17 protein-coding genes, 1 tRNA gene and 1 other RNA gene are annotated in these 14,790 nt (G+C 65.8%); 9 read left to right on the top strand and 10 right to left on the bottom strand.

What is annotated here, in order from left to right; all coding sequences use genetic code 11:
- Positions 1–78 precede the first annotated feature (78 nt).
- The 4 genes from EV641_RS23590 to EV641_RS23580 form a co-directional block, all read right to left on the bottom strand.
- Positions 79–900 carry an RDD family protein gene (locus EV641_RS23590; RefSeq protein WP_132475004.1) on the bottom strand — a complete coding sequence of 274 codons (822 nt, stop codon included), beginning with the start codon at positions 898–900 and terminating at the stop codon, positions 79–81.
- A gap of 106 nt (positions 901–1,006) precedes the next feature.
- Positions 1,007–1,900 carry a hypothetical protein gene (locus tag EV641_RS29330; protein ID WP_158289209.1) on the bottom strand — a complete coding sequence of 298 codons (894 nt, stop codon included), beginning with the start codon at positions 1,898–1,900 and terminating at the stop codon, positions 1,007–1,009.
- Positions 1,901–1,995: 95 nt separating this feature from the next.
- The gene (gene gluQRS, locus EV641_RS23585; RefSeq protein ID WP_054715716.1) at positions 1,996–2,907 is read right to left on the bottom strand and encodes a tRNA glutamyl-Q(34) synthetase GluQRS; all 912 of its coding nucleotides are present in this window, start codon (positions 2,905–2,907) and stop codon (positions 1,996–1,998) included.
- 28 nt (positions 2,908–2,935) lie between these two features.
- Positions 2,936–3,514: a TetR/AcrR family transcriptional regulator gene (locus EV641_RS23580; RefSeq protein WP_054715719.1), complete on the bottom strand. Its 579-nt coding sequence runs from the start codon at positions 3,512–3,514 to the stop codon at positions 2,936–2,938.
- Between the two features lie 111 nt (positions 3,515–3,625).
- On the opposite strand from EV641_RS23580, the gene EV641_RS23575 reads away from it, so the two are divergent.
- On the top strand, positions 3,626–4,126 hold the full coding sequence (locus EV641_RS23575) for a nuclear transport factor 2 family protein (RefSeq protein WP_132475001.1): 501 nt from the start codon (positions 3,626–3,628) through the stop codon (positions 4,124–4,126).
- A gap of 10 nt (positions 4,127–4,136) precedes the next feature.
- Here the strand turns inward: EV641_RS23575 and EV641_RS23570 are convergent, their stop codons facing one another.
- Positions 4,137–4,787 carry a YoaK family protein gene (locus EV641_RS23570; protein ID WP_132474999.1) on the bottom strand — a complete coding sequence of 217 codons (651 nt, stop codon included), beginning with the start codon at positions 4,785–4,787 and terminating at the stop codon, positions 4,137–4,139.
- 115 nt (positions 4,788–4,902) lie between these two features.
- On the opposite strand from EV641_RS23570, the gene EV641_RS23565 reads away from it, so the two are divergent.
- Complete coding sequence (locus EV641_RS23565; RefSeq protein WP_241997419.1) at positions 4,903–6,012, top strand: DUF1524 domain-containing protein; 1,110 nt, start codon at positions 4,903–4,905, stop codon at positions 6,010–6,012.
- 3 nt (positions 6,013–6,015) lie between these two features.
- Here EV641_RS23565 and EV641_RS23560 read toward each other — a convergent pair whose 3' ends face one another.
- Positions 6,016–6,789 carry a TetR/AcrR family transcriptional regulator C-terminal domain-containing protein gene (locus tag EV641_RS23560; RefSeq protein ID WP_132474995.1) on the bottom strand — a complete coding sequence of 258 codons (774 nt, stop codon included), beginning with the start codon at positions 6,787–6,789 and terminating at the stop codon, positions 6,016–6,018.
- Between the two features lie 88 nt (positions 6,790–6,877).
- Between EV641_RS23560 and EV641_RS23555 the strand changes: the two genes are divergently transcribed.
- The gene (locus EV641_RS23555; RefSeq protein WP_132474993.1) at positions 6,878–7,867 is read left to right on the top strand and encodes an ATP-binding cassette domain-containing protein; all 990 of its coding nucleotides are present in this window, start codon (positions 6,878–6,880) and stop codon (positions 7,865–7,867) included.
- A gap of 44 nt (positions 7,868–7,911) precedes the next feature.
- The gene (locus tag EV641_RS23550; protein WP_132475062.1) at positions 7,912–8,694 is read left to right on the top strand and encodes an ABC transporter permease; all 783 of its coding nucleotides are present in this window, start codon (positions 7,912–7,914) and stop codon (positions 8,692–8,694) included.
- Between the two features lie 7 nt (positions 8,695–8,701).
- Here the strand turns inward: EV641_RS23550 and EV641_RS23545 are convergent, their stop codons facing one another.
- Positions 8,702–8,956 (bottom strand): hypothetical protein, encoded by a 255-nt coding sequence (locus EV641_RS23545; protein WP_241997418.1) that lies wholly within the window; start codon positions 8,954–8,956, stop codon positions 8,702–8,704.
- Positions 8,957–9,161: 205 nt separating this feature from the next.
- Positions 9,162–9,249: transfer RNA gene (locus EV641_RS23540), tRNA-Ser, on the bottom strand.
- Positions 9,250–9,366: 117 nt separating this feature from the next.
- Here EV641_RS23540 and ffs point away from each other — a divergent pair.
- The 5 genes from ffs to EV641_RS23515 all read left to right on the top strand — a co-directional run bounded on the left by ffs (position 9,367) and on the right by EV641_RS23515 (position 13,773).
- Positions 9,367–9,461, top strand: an RNA gene (gene ffs / locus EV641_RS23535) — signal recognition particle sRNA small type.
- Positions 9,462–9,508: 47 nt separating this feature from the next.
- The gene (locus EV641_RS23530; protein ID WP_132474989.1) at positions 9,509–10,798 is read left to right on the top strand and encodes an aminotransferase class I/II-fold pyridoxal phosphate-dependent enzyme; all 1,290 of its coding nucleotides are present in this window, start codon (positions 9,509–9,511) and stop codon (positions 10,796–10,798) included.
- A 288-nt stretch (positions 10,799–11,086) separates the two neighbouring features.
- Positions 11,087–12,430, top strand: a complete 1,344-nt coding sequence (locus EV641_RS23525; protein ID WP_241997417.1) for a hypothetical protein — start codon at positions 11,087–11,089, stop codon at positions 12,428–12,430.
- A 21-nt stretch (positions 12,431–12,451) separates the two neighbouring features.
- The gene (locus tag EV641_RS23520) at positions 12,452–13,033 is read left to right on the top strand and encodes an HhH-GPD-type base excision DNA repair protein (RefSeq protein WP_054718472.1); all 582 of its coding nucleotides are present in this window, start codon (positions 12,452–12,454) and stop codon (positions 13,031–13,033) included.
- Positions 13,030–13,773 (top strand): hypothetical protein, encoded by a 744-nt coding sequence (locus EV641_RS23515; RefSeq protein WP_054718475.1) that lies wholly within the window; start codon positions 13,030–13,032, stop codon positions 13,771–13,773. Before EV641_RS23520 ends, EV641_RS23515 begins: the two co-directional genes overlap by 4 nt.
- A gap of 10 nt (positions 13,774–13,783) precedes the next feature.
- Here the strand turns inward: EV641_RS23515 and EV641_RS23510 are convergent, their stop codons facing one another.
- Together EV641_RS23510 and EV641_RS23505 are read right to left on the bottom strand one after the other, a co-directional pair.
- Positions 13,784–14,176, bottom strand: a complete 393-nt coding sequence (locus EV641_RS23510) for a hypothetical protein (RefSeq protein ID WP_054718478.1) — start codon at positions 14,174–14,176, stop codon at positions 13,784–13,786.
- A 139-nt stretch (positions 14,177–14,315) separates the two neighbouring features.
- The gene (locus EV641_RS23505; RefSeq protein WP_054718481.1) at positions 14,316–14,714 is read right to left on the bottom strand and encodes a hypothetical protein; all 399 of its coding nucleotides are present in this window, start codon (positions 14,712–14,714) and stop codon (positions 14,316–14,318) included.
- Positions 14,715–14,790: the final 76 nt, after the last annotated feature.

The raw sequence follows: 14,790 nt of genomic DNA, 5'->3' as shown, positions 1-14,790 counted from the left end.
TGATCGATCGCGAACCCGCCGACAACGACAGCGGGCCCCGCCCTCGATGGACGGAGCCCGCTGCGCTGGCGATGAGTGTCAGGACTTGACGACTCGGGTGCCACCCGCGAACTTGTCGTGGAAGCCCTGCTTGGTGCCATCCTTCTCGATGGTGACGGCAATGCCGATGTATGCGGCCAGCGACGCGAGGCTTGCCAGCCATCCCAGGATCGGGATTCCGGTCAGTACCTGGAGCGCGACGAACGCATTGCGCTTGGCTGCCTCTTCGAGCGTCGGATGTCCGCCGGCCGGGCCGACCACGGACAGTCCGAGCAGCTTCTTGCCGAAGGTGGCGCCCTGCGACGATTCGAGGTAGGTCCAGTACCCGAAGGCGACGAGACCCGTCAGGATCGACATGAGCAGGGACATGAACCCGCTGCCGCTGCCGAAGGTGACGATCGCGGTGAGGATGCCCATCGGAATGCCGACGATCAACCCGTCGATGATGCGGGCGCCGAGGCGCGGGAGTAGCTCACCCGGCTGCGACGGACCGAATCCGGGGGTCGGCGACGGGTAGCCGGGCGCCCCGCCGAACTGCTGGCCGCCGGGGGCCTGTCCGTATTGCGGAGCGCCGTACTGGGGACCGCCCTGCTGCTGTGCACCGAACTGGTTGCCCTGGGGGCTGCCGTACTGACCGCCGCCCTGCTGGGGTGCGCCGTACTGAGGGGCTCCGTACTGAGGGGCTCCGTACTGGCCGCCGCCGTCCGACGGGTAGCCGTCGATCGGTCCGGAGAACTGTTGGGTGTAATCCGCCGGCTGCTGTCCGAAGCCCGGCTGATTGCCGTACTGCGGAGCGCCGCCCGGGTACGAGCCCGGATTCTGCGGGTTGGGCTGCGGGGGTGGGTATCCACCGGATGTCATATAACTCCCTTTTGTGATCAAGATGCAGTTGCGCCACCGTACAACGTTCCGGTGACGGACAGCTATACGGTGGCGCAGCTACTACGGGGCGCAACGATGCGGTGGCTCAGGGAGCGACAGGGCCTCCGGTGGTGATTCGGTAGGCGTAGGTCGAGGCGATGATCGAGACCGGAACACTGACGAGCAAACCCAGGCCGCACAACAGCGCGCCGACGATGTTGATGCCGACGAGCGCCAGCGCGAGCAGGATCAGGGTCCCTGCGTTCGACGTGACCGCCTTGTAGCTCGACTTGATGGCCGTGATCGCGTCCTGGTTGCGGTCGACGACGAACTGCATCGTCCACCAGGTCAGGAACGCGATGACGAGTCCGGGCAGGATGCACAGGACCAGACCGATCGAGGTCGCGATGCCGACGAGCAGGCCGGCAAGGATCACCGCGCCGACCGCGCCCACCTGCAGGAAGGTTCCGAAGGCGGGCTTGCGGCCGTCGACCTCGCTCAGCGCGCCACGCACGAACGCCGCCTGGATGATGTAGCCGACCACGGCGGTCACGATGTTGCCGATGATCGACCAGACGCCGAATGCACTTGCACCGTCGTCGAACGAGTAGGAGAAACTGCCCCCGTTGAAGATCCAGCTGAGCACAGCCTGGATGACGAAGGCCACCAGCATCACGATGATCCACACGCCGGGGTTCTGACTGAACTTGCGCCAGCCGTAGGAGATCGCGTCACCCACACTCAGCTGAGCGGGTCCCGGTCCGAAACCGCCGCCGAAGGCTCCGCCAGGATGGTCACCGGGCGGCGGCGGGGGATAGCTTCCTGGTGGGGGCGGGTAATTTCCGCCCGGAGGTGGCGGGAAACCGCCGCCCTGTGGGGGTGGGGGATATCCGCCGGGAGGAGGGGTGGCACCGCCGGGTGGATTTCCCGGCCATTCCGGATTGGGATCGCCGCCGTGGTTCTGCGGGTCCTTGTTCGGGTCGTAACCGCCGGTCGTCATCGGATCCTCTCGAGGATGGGATGGAGCACGAATTTTCGGTTTCACCGTGAGGCTACGGCGGTTCCATCCCCGATGCATCCCTTCCGATCTTGTATTTACAGAAGTCGGTACACCCAGGGATCTCTCGGAAGGCGCTTCGGATCCCATCGGTCGAGCAACAGAGGCAACGTGACCGGTTCGCCGGGATCGGCCAGATTCAGCGACACCGCGATCGTCGTGAGCACGTCGGCGGGCGTCTCCCCGAGCGCGATCCGGTCGGCGAGTGTGACGGCGCCGTCCCGCTTGGCCAGGCGTTTCCCTTCGTCGTTCAACGCGAGGGGGACATGCGCGTAGCGGGGTATCGGAAGCTCCAGCAAGGAAGCGAGATACCCCTGGCGAGGTGCGGAAGCCAGCAGATCATCGCCGCGCACCACCTGGTCGATACCTTGGTCTGCGTCGTCGACCACCACCGCAAGGTTGTAGGCGGGTTTTCCGTCCCCACGGCGCAACACCAGGTCGTCGACGATTCCGGTGAAGTCACCGTGTAAGACGTCGTGGATCGTGTAGTTCGCCTCTCCCGATCGCAGTCGGATCGCCGGTGGGCGGCCGTTGTCGCGTTTCGCTGTGCGTTCGGCTTCGGTGAGGTGTCGGCACGTGCCCGGGTATGCGCCTGCCGGGGCATGCGGAGCCGATGTGGCCTGTTGTATCTCGCGCCTGGTGCAGTAGCACTCGTACGTCAGACCGGCGCGCTCGAGACGCGCGATCGCCTGGTCGTACAGGCGCAGGCGACGGGATTGGTGGACGACCTTGCCGTCCCAGTCGAGACCGAGCGCAGCGAGATCGTCGAGCTGGGACTGTTCGGCACCGGGACGTACCCGATCGAGATCCTCGACGCGCACCAGGAATCGGCGGTTCGTGGATCGGGCGAACAACCACGCCAGGACTGCGGTGCGGAGATTACCGAGATGCAGGTCGCCAGACGGGCTGGGCGCGAACCGGCCCGCGCCGTTGTCGGCCGAATGTGACACTCGTGCACCCTATCGGGCAGGGCGTGTGTCAGTTCGGGGTGTCGAGCATCAGATGGATCTGGGTGTGCAGCGCATGGGTGAGGTACTCACGCGGGTACAGATCCGGGCTCGACGTCGCGTCCAACGCCAGGCCGTTGACGGCCGCGACGAGCAGGGCGGCGCGCGTCTCCGGATCGGGAGTGCCCATGCGGATCAGGACGATCGCGAGCCCCGTGCGGATCGTGAAGAGGACAGAACTGCGGATCGAACTCAACGACGGCGACGTTGCGGCGCGCACTGCAAACGCGGCCATCACATGCGCCTCGCTGCCGCGTTGGTCGTCGAGTGGCAGCAACTGGCTCAGTGCGGCGAACAGTGTGCGGGTGGGGTCGATGTCGGGGTCGACGGTGGCCAGCCGCGTGAGCACCCGGTCGGCGAGGGCCCGGAACGAGTACGCGAGCATCTCGTCCTTGGTCGGAAAATGGTGCTGGACAGCGCCGATCGACACACCCGCCTGGCTTGCGACCTCTCGCACGCTCGCCGATTCGAGACCGCTGCGTGCGGCGACCTCGAGCAGTGCCGCAGCGAGCCTGGTGGGGCTGGTGGTTGCGTAGGGGCGGGCGCGCATGGGAGAACCGTAGCGGAGCGTGTGGGTCTCCTGATGTCACGGGTGACGACGTGCACACGACCGCGACCGGCGGGTGGCCGGAACACGCACGACGACGCGGAGGGCAGTGCGATGGGGTGGAGCAAGGACGAGCTCGAGAAGGCGTACGAGAACTACCGGGACGCAGTCGTGCGGGCGACACGGACTCGCGACTGGAATTGCTATGCCGATCAGTTCACGGAGGATGCCCGCTACGTCGAGCACGCGTACGGGACGATGAACGGACGTGAAGCCATCAGGAAATGGGTGACGCGGACGATGTCGGCATTTCCCGGCAGCCGCATGACGTCGTTTCCGCCGTCCTGGTACGTGATCGACGAGGAACGCGGTTGGGTGATCTGCGAAGTGCAGAACCCGATGGAGGACCCGGGCGACGGCACCGAGCACAACGCCCCGAACATCACGATCCTTCACTATGCCGGCGACGGGTTGTGGTCCTACCAGGAGGACGCCTACAACCCGATGAACTTCCTCGCTGCCACCAAGCGGTGGTGCGCGCATGCCGAGAAATGCGGAAACCTCCCCGACGATGCGCGGGCGTGGCTCGACAGGATGGCGAAGATGGGAGTCTGACCGGCCCGGCTCACGGCCGGTAGGGCAGATAGCGGACGCCGACGGTGAGCGCGGCGGACACGGCGGTGGCGATCCACAGTGCGTGCAGACCGAGCACGCGGTGTGCGAGTGCTCCGAGGACCGCTCCGCCGACCAGTCCTGCCCACAGGGCGAAATAGGGGAGCCAACTCCATCGGGGGCCGCCGAAGAACGCGGCGGCGATGCGTTGACCGATCTTGACGAGCGCGCCGGTCATGTAGGTCAAAGCGATACTGACCTCGCCGTTGCGCCGGAAAACGGAGTTTTCGGCGCCCATGGCCAACGTCATTGCGATGACGGCAAGCGGGACCCATCCGGCGAGGACACCGATCGAGCCGATCAGAAGCAGTCCGGTGACCAGGGCGAGCACCGAGCTCTTCCTCGTGCGTCGGTCGTGATCGGTGAGTTCCGCGACGACCCCGCCGAGTATCACCCCGACGACGAACAGCGCGATGACACCTCCAACGAGGCCTACGTGTTGCCACGCTCCTTCGGCGATTCCGACACTCAGCCGGGTGGAGTTCCCGCTCATGAAAGACACGAAGACTCCGCCGAGCGTGATGAAGCCGAGGGCGTCGACGAATCCGGCAAGTGAGGCCAGTACAACCGCGAGTGCATGGAGTTTCCTGCTGTATCCGACCACGGACAAATGATAGGTGCGCCGACAACCTGGGCGGTTGGGTAGTGAATGTAACGAAACGGGCATGGTGCGGCGATACCGCTGGCAGTGGTTTGTTCGCGCGCACAGGAGTGCTCCGTTGTCCCCATTGCACGTCACAGTCCCCATTCGTTCGCGCGCCCGCTGGGTTGCGGGGATCGCCGCCGCGGTGGTGCTCGTCGCCGGCTGCACCGAGGCGGCCACCGACGTCGCACCGGACATCGACCGCGCAGCGAGCACCGCAACCTCGAGCGTCGAGCGGACGACCACTCCCACAGCGGCGACTGTCGCGCCGTCGTCGCCTGCGGCCGCGCCCGTCGCCGAGATCCCGGCGGACATCGAGGTCACGGGGGAAGCGGGGGCCGCGCTCGCACAACTCTCGACGCTGCCGATCAAGGGCCGTGCACCGAAGACCGGCTACGACCGCGGCCTGTTCGGCCAGGCATGGAGTGACGACGTCTCGGTTGCGGGCGGCCACAACGGCTGCGACACCCGCAACGACATCCTGGCCCGGGACCTCGTCGATATCGTCTACAAGGAGGGGACCCGCGACTGCGTCGTCCTGTCCGGCACCTTGCACGACACGTACACCGGCACGACCATCGCGTTCACTCGGGGCCAGGACACCTCCACGGCGGTGCAGATCGATCATGTCGTCGCGCTGTCGGACGCGTGGCAGAAGGGCGCGCAGCAACTCGATGCGCAGGCCCGAGCCGACTTCTCGAACGATCCGAGGAACCTCCAGGCGGTCGACGGACCCACCAACCAGCAGAAGGGCGACGGTGACGCCGCGACCTGGCTGCCACCCGACCGCCCCTACCGCTGCACGTATGTGGCACGCCAGGTGCAGGTGAAGGCCGCCTACAACCTGTGGGTGACGCAGGCCGAACATGACGCGATGGTGCGGGTTCTCACCTCGTGCGGCGGGTCGGCGCCTGTCGCGCAGCAGTCGGAGTCCGTGGGGGTTCCGACCACGACCACGATTCTCCCAGCGCCGCAGCCGGTACCCGCCGCGACCACTGCAGCACCCCAGCGGGTCCAACCCCAGCCCACCGCGGAACCCGTTCCGGTCGTCGAGGCCGATCCAGGTTCGGTGTACTACGAGAACTGTGCCGCCGCCCGCGCGGCGGGGGCTGCGCCGTTGTATGTGGGTGAGCCCGGGTACCGGCCGAAGATGGACGGCGACGGCGACGGCGTGGCCTGCGAGTAGGCGTCAGGAACCGGCGCGTGCCCGCTCGATGGTGAGCTCGATCGAATCGAGCAGGCGTTCGAGGCTCGATTCGAACGTGCCCTGCGGTTCGTCGAACGCGCCCGCGTTCCAGATGCGGGTCATCGTGGGGAACCGTTCGACGTCGAAGAAATCCACCCAGAAGCTGCTCATCGACGTCCAGTACGCGTCGTTGTCGAGGCCCGTGCTCTCCTTCTCGCGGTCCTCGGCGATCACCGTGCGGGCTTGTCCCTGTACGAAATTGTCGACGACTCCCAGGATTTCGACCACCTGACGTTCAGTGGGTCCGGCGTCGACGAGGGTGCGTAGTCCGGCTTCCTGTGCGTCGAGGACATGCGGAGCCAGGGGTGCCCGCCACATGTTGGTCTGCAGGATCCACGGGTGACGTTGATAGAGCGTCCAGTGCTCGCGGGCGTACTGCGCGAGTGCCGGCCTCCACTGCGTGCCTGCCCCGGGTAGATCCATCTCGGCGTAGACGCGGTCGATCATGAGGTCGATCAGTTCGGTGCGGCCGGGCACGTATGTGTAGAGAGACATGGCGCCGACGTTCAGGGCCGACGCGACCCGCCGCATCGAAAGCGCATCGAGCCCGCCCTCGTCGGCGAGAGCGACAGCCGCGGCGACGACATCTTCGCGTGTCAGGGTGGCTCTGCGTCCGCGGGTCTTCGGTTCGGGCGGGTCCCAGAGCAAGGTGAGCCGTCGCGTGACATCCGGGTTGCGTACAACCTCGTAGGGGCCGTCCTGCTTATCGATCGTCACGCGAATTCCTTCCGTGGGCGCTATTCCCGTACATCGTATGATAATCTGGTCCCGCTCATTTCAGTACGTCGTACGAAAAGGGGATCCTGTGATCCGAGCACGCGGTCTGACCAAGACCTTCCATCGAAAAGGTGACACGATCCGGGCCGTCGAAAACGTCGATATCGACGTCGCAGAGGGGGAGCTGGTCGCATTCCTCGGCCCGAACGGCGCCGGGAAATCCACCACCATGCGAATGCTCACCAGCCTGCTCACTCCCACCTCCGGCACCGCCGAGGTGGCCGGCTTCGACGTGGTCCGCGAGCCATCGCTCGTGCGTTCGCGCATCGGCTACATCGGTCAGGGCAACGGAGGTGGCTATTCCTACAAGGTGCGCGACGAGCTGCACAACCAGGGGAGATTCTACGGACTTCCGGGCCGCGAATATCGACGTCGCGCAGCGGATCTCATCGATGCTCTCGAGCTCGGCGGACTCGAGAAGCGAGGCATCTCGTCGCTGTCCGGTGGACAGAAACGGCGCCTCGACGTCGCGCTCGGGCTCATGAACCACCCGCCGCTTCTCTTCCTCGACGAACCCTCCACCGGTCTCGACCCGCACAGCCGAGCCAACCTGTGGGAACACATCTCGGCGCTTCGTGAGCGCACCGGAATGACCATCGTGCTCACTACGCACTACCTCGAAGAGGCCGACAAGATGGCCGAACGGGTGGTCGTCATCGACCACGGTCGCGTCGTCGCCGACGCACCCCCGGCCGATCTCGAGCGGGACTACGCGGACGACGTCATCACCGCATCCGTGGCGATCGACCGACCGGATTCCCTTGCGGCAGTACCCGATCGGATCAGGAAGTGCCTTCCGCCCGACATCGGGGAAGTCGAGGTGACGCCTGCGCCCGACGGGGCCGACACCGCTACGGTCACCATCGCCACCACCTATGGAGCCGAGCGATTACCCATTGCGCTCGAGGCGCTGCGGCTCGCTGGGTGGACCGTGCAGTCGGCATCGCTCACGCAGGCAAGTCTCGACGACGTGTTCCTCAATCTCACCGGTCGCAGCCTGCGAGAGGAGGTCGCGTGATGGGCGTGAGCACCGACAACACCGTCGCGCCTACCACGACGGACATGCAGAATTCCGAACGGACGGGCATCGCGAAGTTCGTCGCCGACACCTCTGCGGTATTCATCCGAGAGATCCTGCTGCTGCTCAGGGATCCGTTCAGTCTGATCTTCTCGCTGCTCCAACCGCTGGTGTTCCTCGCGCTGTTCGGGCCGCTGCTCGCCGGCACGCTCGGCGGAGGATCGACCGCAGAGACACTCCAGTGGTTCGTTCCGGGCGTCATCGTGATGATCGCGTTGTTCGGCACGTCGATGACCGGCTCGAATCTGCTGTACGAGCTCATGACCGGGTCGTACGAACGGGTTCTGGCGACACCGCTGAGCCGCTCGTCGCTACTGGTCGGCCGAGCACTCAAGGAGTTCGCGCCGCTCGTGGTGCAGGGTCTGCTCATCACGATCGTGTGCGTACCGTTCGGGTTCGTTCTGCATCCGCTGCACCTGCTGGCCGGCCTGGTGATTCTCGGTGTCTTCGGGATCGGGATCGGTGCGTTGTCGTGTGCGCTCGCGTTGGCGGCACAGAACCGCGAATGGTTGTTCTGGACGGTGCAGCAGACCCTGATCTTCCCACTACTGATTCTGTCCGGAATGATGCTCCCGCTCGATACAGGACCCGCCTGGATGCGGACAGTCGCACTCGCCAACCCGTTGACGTACATCGTCGACGCGGAACGCGCACTGCTCGGTGGCTCGTTCACCGACGCCGACGTACTGAAGGGTGTCGTAGCTGCGTTGGTGACGTGCGTTGTGGGTCTGCTCGTCGGTATCCGGCAGACCCGCCGGACGGCGTGATATCGGGTCAGGCGAATCGGTCGGTGAGGTTGCGTCGCATCCGGTGTAGATCCGTCAGTTCGGTCCGTAGCTTCTCGCTGTCGCCATCGAACCGGCGTGCGCGGTCGACGGCGCCGGCACGGTGTTCGGCGAGCGCGCGCTTCTCGACGTTCTCGATCGCGGCCGAAACCTCGTCGATTTCCCTGTCCAGCATCTCGCGCCATTGGGCCGCCTGCAATGAATCGGCCTGGTAGCGGATCGTTTCGTTGTGGTCGCTGAGCACGATCTTCGACGAACTCCTTCGATCCCGACGGCGCCGCCGCCGATCCACAGGTGTATCCCGAGTCACCACCCGGGGTTGTTCCAGTGTCCAATGTGCGGTGATCTGAGACAAACGATGACACGGATTCTGCGTGAAGTCTTGTGAAATGACCTAGAACGAAAAATGCCCGTGACCAGCAATTCTTGCTGGTCACGGGCATTTCCGTTGGCGGAGGATAGGGGATTTGAACCCCTGAGGGCGTTAACCCAACCCGCGTTCCAGGCGAGCGCCATAGGCCACTAGGCGAATCCTCCGTGGGGAAGCATACCGAATCAACCCGCGGACTTCCCAAACGGGCAGGTCGAAACACGAATCGAGAGGCCCCTGGAGGGGGTGGTGCGCACCCGTGCGGAGAGTCCTCTAGACTTGCCGATGGATCCCGCGCGGCGCGCATCCTGTGAACTCCCCCAGGGCCGGAAGGCAGCAAGGGTCAACGGGCTCTGCCGGGTGCGCGGGGTCCCCTTATTTTCCGCCGATGCCCGTGTCACCGTGCACGGTGAAAGGTCTCTCCGCATGCCCACGCAGACCCAGATCGGGTTGATGAGCCATGAGGAACTCGTTGCAGAGCACGAGCGCCAATCCGCGAATTACGAGCGGTTGAAGACCGAGAAGCTGACGCTGGATCTGACCCGTGGCAAGCCGTCCCCCGAGCAGCTGGACCTCTCCGCGGAGCTGCTGTCGCTGCCGGGTGCGGACGATTACCGGGATGCCTCAGGCACCGACTGCCGCAACTACGGCGGGCTGAAGGGCCTGCCCGAGCTGCGCGCGGTCTTCGCCGAATTGCTCGCCATCCCCGTCGACAACCTGCTCGCCGGGAACAACGCGAGTCTCGAGATCATGCACGACCTCATCACATGGTCGCTGCTGCACGGCACAGTCGATTCGCCGCGTCCGTGGTCGCAGGAGCCGGTCGTGAAGTTCCTGTGCCCGGCACCCGGCTACGACCGTCATTTCGCGATCACCGAGTCGTACGGCATCGAGATGATCCCGGTCCACCTGAACGACGACGGCCCCGACGTCCAGGCGATCGCCGAGCTTGTCGCGAACGACCCGCAGATCAAGGGCATGTGGACGGTTCCGACGTACTCGAACCCGACCGGGGCGGTCTACAGCGAAGACGTCGCTCGCGCGCTGGTGTCGATGCCGACCGCGGCTCCGGACTTCCGGATCTTCTGGGACAACGCGTACGCGGTGCACCCGATTCTCGGCGAGGTCGCCCCGGCGATCGACATCCTGAGTCTCGCCGCCGAGGCCGGGAACGCGAATCGAGTGTTCGCTCTCGCCTCGACGTCCAAGATCACGTTCGCGGGATCGGGTGTGAGCTTCTTCGGTAGCTCCACCGCGAACCTCGACTGGTACCAGAAGCTGCTCGGGATCAAGACGATCGGACCAGACAAGATCAACCAGTTGCGCCACCTGCGCTTCTTCGGCGATGCCGACGGCGTGCGCGCACATATGGCGAAGCACCGCGACATCCTCGCTCCGAAGTTCGCGCTGGTCCGCAAGATCCTCGAAGACCGGTTGGGCGCGTCGAAGGTCGCGTCGTGGACGGAGCCGAAGGGCGGCTACTTCATCAGTCTCGATGTCGTCGACGGCACCGCCAAGCGGGTCATCGCGCTCGCAAAGGATGCGGGGATCGCACTGACTGCCGCGGGATCGGCCTTCCCGCACAAGAACGATCCCGACGACAAGAACATCCGCCTCGCTCCGAGCTTCCCGTCGCTCGACGAGCTCGCCACAGCGATGGACGGTGTCGCAACCTGCGTGCTTCTCGCCGCCACGGAGAAGTCGCTCGGAGACTGACCTCTCGGGACGCACTGGCCCCGGGTGTCACACGTTCTCCCAAGCTGTGGACAAACCTGTGGAGAACAAGTGGACCGACGGTGGACAACTTCGGACGCATCGCCCTGACCTCCTGAAATCGGCAGATTCGCTTTCCTGTGAATAAGTGCCATACTCCGATGTCAGGGTCGCCGCATTCCCGCGGCGGGTTCGGAAGTGGTGAGTGTGATGGAAGACCGCGCTCTCGTACGATCCGGAGCCGGCGCAGCAGCCGTCGGTTCCGTCACGGGCTGTCACGGTGTTTTGAAGGTGTTTCTCCTGGCTCTCGACATCGAGGCCGCGGCGGTGTCGCCACCGCCGGTTGCGGCGGTGGACGAACTCGAGCCGTTCCTTCCGGCTCGCATCGGCACGTTGCCGCGCACCGAACACGGCGTTCGCCCGGCCAGCCTGCTCGCGTATCGGCACATCACCGACCGTGAGAGCGCGCCGTTGTCGTTCGGTTCTTCGACGGGCGCATTGCGCAGCGGTGCTGCACATCCGTTCGTCGGCTCGCCCGCGACGTGTCTGTCGCTGTGGGAGATCCCCGGGCACGGCCTCGTCCTCGCCTTGGAATCTCTGAGTGACGACAAGTCTCCGCTGATCGACTGGCGCGCCGACCCGCTGCAGGACCGCGACGGCGCCGGCTTTCGTCCTGCGGTCGACGAATTCCTTGCGCCGTTCTCGTTGACCAGCGCCGCATGCCTCAACGACCTGTTCCCCGGCCTGAACCGGCGGATGCCCGCCCCGACCACGTACAGCCCTCTGAGCGATCTCGTCGTGCATCGACATCGCGGCGTGGGCGACCAGGAGATCGTCGAGGCCTTGATAGTGGAGGTGGTATCGAGCGGCGGTGACCGCGTGCGTGAACTCGTCGACGGGCGCCGTACCGACTCGCAGGCCAGAGCTACAGCGCAGATGTGGGGCGTGCTGTGGAACTGGGATCGGGTCCCGCTCGTGGAACGACCCGTGCAGCCCGGTGCAGCGGTCGCGGTGCGGGAGGACTGCGGCGCGGTGCTGCTGGATCTCGAAGCAACCCCGGTGGGGAGCGACTACGTCGGCCACGGCACAAGCGAGATGATCTTCGAATTGCTTCCGTGGGTAGCGATGCGCGCACACTGCTCGACCGACTTCTGGCGCGTTCTCGACCACCTCCGCAACCACGACGATCTCACCGGCGACCGCCTGGTCGAGGCGCTCGACGACATCGCCGCCATGCAGGCCCGGAAGATGGAGCGGGCGCTGTTGCGTAAGGCCTCGCTCCACAACGACCGGTTCCACTCGTGGACACAGCCGACACAATTGAGGTCCTTGCTGGTCCGCAGGGTCGCCGACGAGATCGCCGACCTCGATGCCGAGCTCGAGGGCGCGGTCGAGGTGATCGAGCGCGCAGTGTTGCGCAGCGCCGAACTGCGCGGCGCGCATCATTCCCGGCTCGCGCGGGGATGGTCCGCGGCCGGTGGCGCGATCGCCGTCGTCGCCTTGTTCGCTGCTCTCGCGGCGGTACCGGGCACATCGGAGCCGACGCTCTTCCCACACTGGATGTATGCACTGACCGCCTCGATTGCGCTCACAGCGACGGTGATCCTGGGGGTCGTCCTGTGGCGGCGACAGTGACGCTGGGTGCATGATCGACCCATGGCAACGACGCTGAACCTGGTCGGGGATCCGGATGCAGACGCATTGCTTTCCGAGAGTCCGCTCGCGCTCCTGATCGGAATGCTGCTCGACCAGCAGGTACCGATGGAGACGGCGTTTGCGGGCCCGAAGAAGATCGCTGATCGGCTCGGCGGACTCGACGTGCACCGGATCGCGGAAGCGGACCCCGACGAGTTCATCGAGGTGTGTTCTCGGCCACCCGCGGTGCACCGGTTCCCGAAATCGATGGGCCAGCGCATCCAGGCACTGTGCGCCGCGATCATCGAAGACTACGACGGCGACACCGCCTCGATCTGGACGGCGGGCGACCCCGACGGCAAGGAAGTGCTGAAGCGGCTCGAGGCGCTGCCCGGGTACGGCGCCCAGAAGGCTCGGATCTTCCTCGCACTGCTCGGGAAGCAACGGGGTGTGCAGCCCGAGGGCTGGCGCGAGGCCGCGGGGGCGTACGGCGACGAGGGTGCCCGCCGTTCGATCGCCGATGTCGTCGATTCGCAGTCGCTGCACGAGGTACGAGAATTCAAGAAGGCGGAGAAAGCCGCTGCCAAGGCCGGAAAGAAGTGAGGCGCGGCTTCGCGCTGTCGGCTGCAACTTTTGCGTTTGTACTGGCCACGCCGGGGATCGCCGCCGCCGGAGGGGGAGACGACCGCGTCGTCCTTCGGCCGGGCGATGGGATCACGTTCTCCGCAGAGCCGGTGCCCGGCTGGTGTTCCGTCGCCGCCGTGGGTCGCGACGACGCGCACCGGCTTGTGGCCATCACCGCCGGTCATTGCCGCCAGGACGGTTCGTCGCAGATCTGGAAGGTCGGTGAGCAGCACCGCGGACCGGTGGGCATCGAGACCGATGTCGCGAGCACCGGCTCGGTGGACCCCATCGGCTTCCCCACCGACGAAGCACCCGACTACGCCGTCCTCCTGCTCGACGAGACGAAGGTACGCGGCTCGAACACCTCGCTGCCGAACGACCGTGGAGAGCGAGTCGTCCTCGAATCCATCGGATCGCTGCAACCTGGTGGCAGCGCCGTCGGAGTGCAGTGCGCCGCGGGCCGTACCAACGGGGTGGCCTGTACCTCCGGTGACGTGCTCGTCGACTCGAACCTGATGTCGTCCGCACTGCTGATGAAGCCGGGGGATTCGGGAGGCCCGTTGGCCCGGGCCGACACCGGCGAGTGGATCGGGCTCTCCGTCGGGTACCGACCGACCGGCCGAGGGCTCGCGGCCTACCAGCGGGCGGATCGGATCGTCGAGGAGATCGACGCGCAGGGAGGAGTCGGCGCGGGCTTCACCCTCGTCGATACACCCTGAGAACGTCGGCTCAGCTCGAACCGGTTTCCAGCAGGTCGATCAACTGGTCGATCAGTGAAGGTGGCACGTTCACCTGCTCCTGCTTGACGTTGGTCATGTCCGGGTCGCAGTACAAGGCGACCGTGTAGGTGCCCGGTTCCACATACATGGTGATCGTCGGGGCGTCTGTCCATTCCGAGGCCGGTATCGGGCCGAGATTCCCGCTGTCGGGGAACAGCGCGCACCAGGTGATGCCACGGCTCGCATCGATGTGGGCGGTGATCGAGTTCGACGTGCTGGTGAAGTACACGGAGCCCGGCAGCTGTGGCCCCATTGCCTGTGCGACGCCGGACCCGGCGAGCACGAGAGGAACGGTCGCGACCGTCGCGACCGAGTATCCGAGAATCTTCCGGAACGTTGTCATGATCTGCTCTTCTCTGGTCGTTCCTGGAGGCGGTACGGAACACGGTGGGTTCCGAGCGAACGGACATCCGGTCGGGGTTCGAGGCCCGTTCGCTCGGAGTCGGGGGCGATGCCGCCGATCGGCGCTGGCGGGGGAATCCTCAGGCGAAGCCTCTCTCGATGAGGTCGATCGCGCTCTCGTGCAGCAGGGGAGGGGTGTTCACCGCTTCCTGACGGACGATCCACCCGTCGGGGCCGGTCGCGTCCCACCTGCACAGCACCGTCGCGGTATACCTGTTCTCCGGGACCCAGAGGGTGATCCACTCATCGCTCGTCCACTCCGTCTCGTGGATGTCCGAGGACGCCGGGCCCTGTGCCACCAGCTTGCAATCGGTGATGCCCTGATCCTGGCCGATGTGTGCGGTGATCGAATTCTGGTCCGAGTTGATGTACACGTCCCGAGGGTCGTTCCCTCCCATCGCATTCGCGATGCCGGCCGATACGAGGGGGACGACGGTCGCGGCCGCCGCGCACCCGAGGAGAATCCTTCTGTAGGTCATAGTCGGTCCTGAGGGTCCGGTCCGGCGTCGATTGCGCCGAAAGCATGTGTGCGATGTACCCATCGTCGCGCCTCGA

Source organism: Rhodococcus sp. SMB37, from assembly GCF_004345605.1.
Taxonomy (GTDB): Bacteria; Actinomycetota; Actinomycetes; order Mycobacteriales; family Mycobacteriaceae; genus Rhodococcus.
This window is presented reverse-complemented; position numbering and strand designations above follow the sequence as displayed.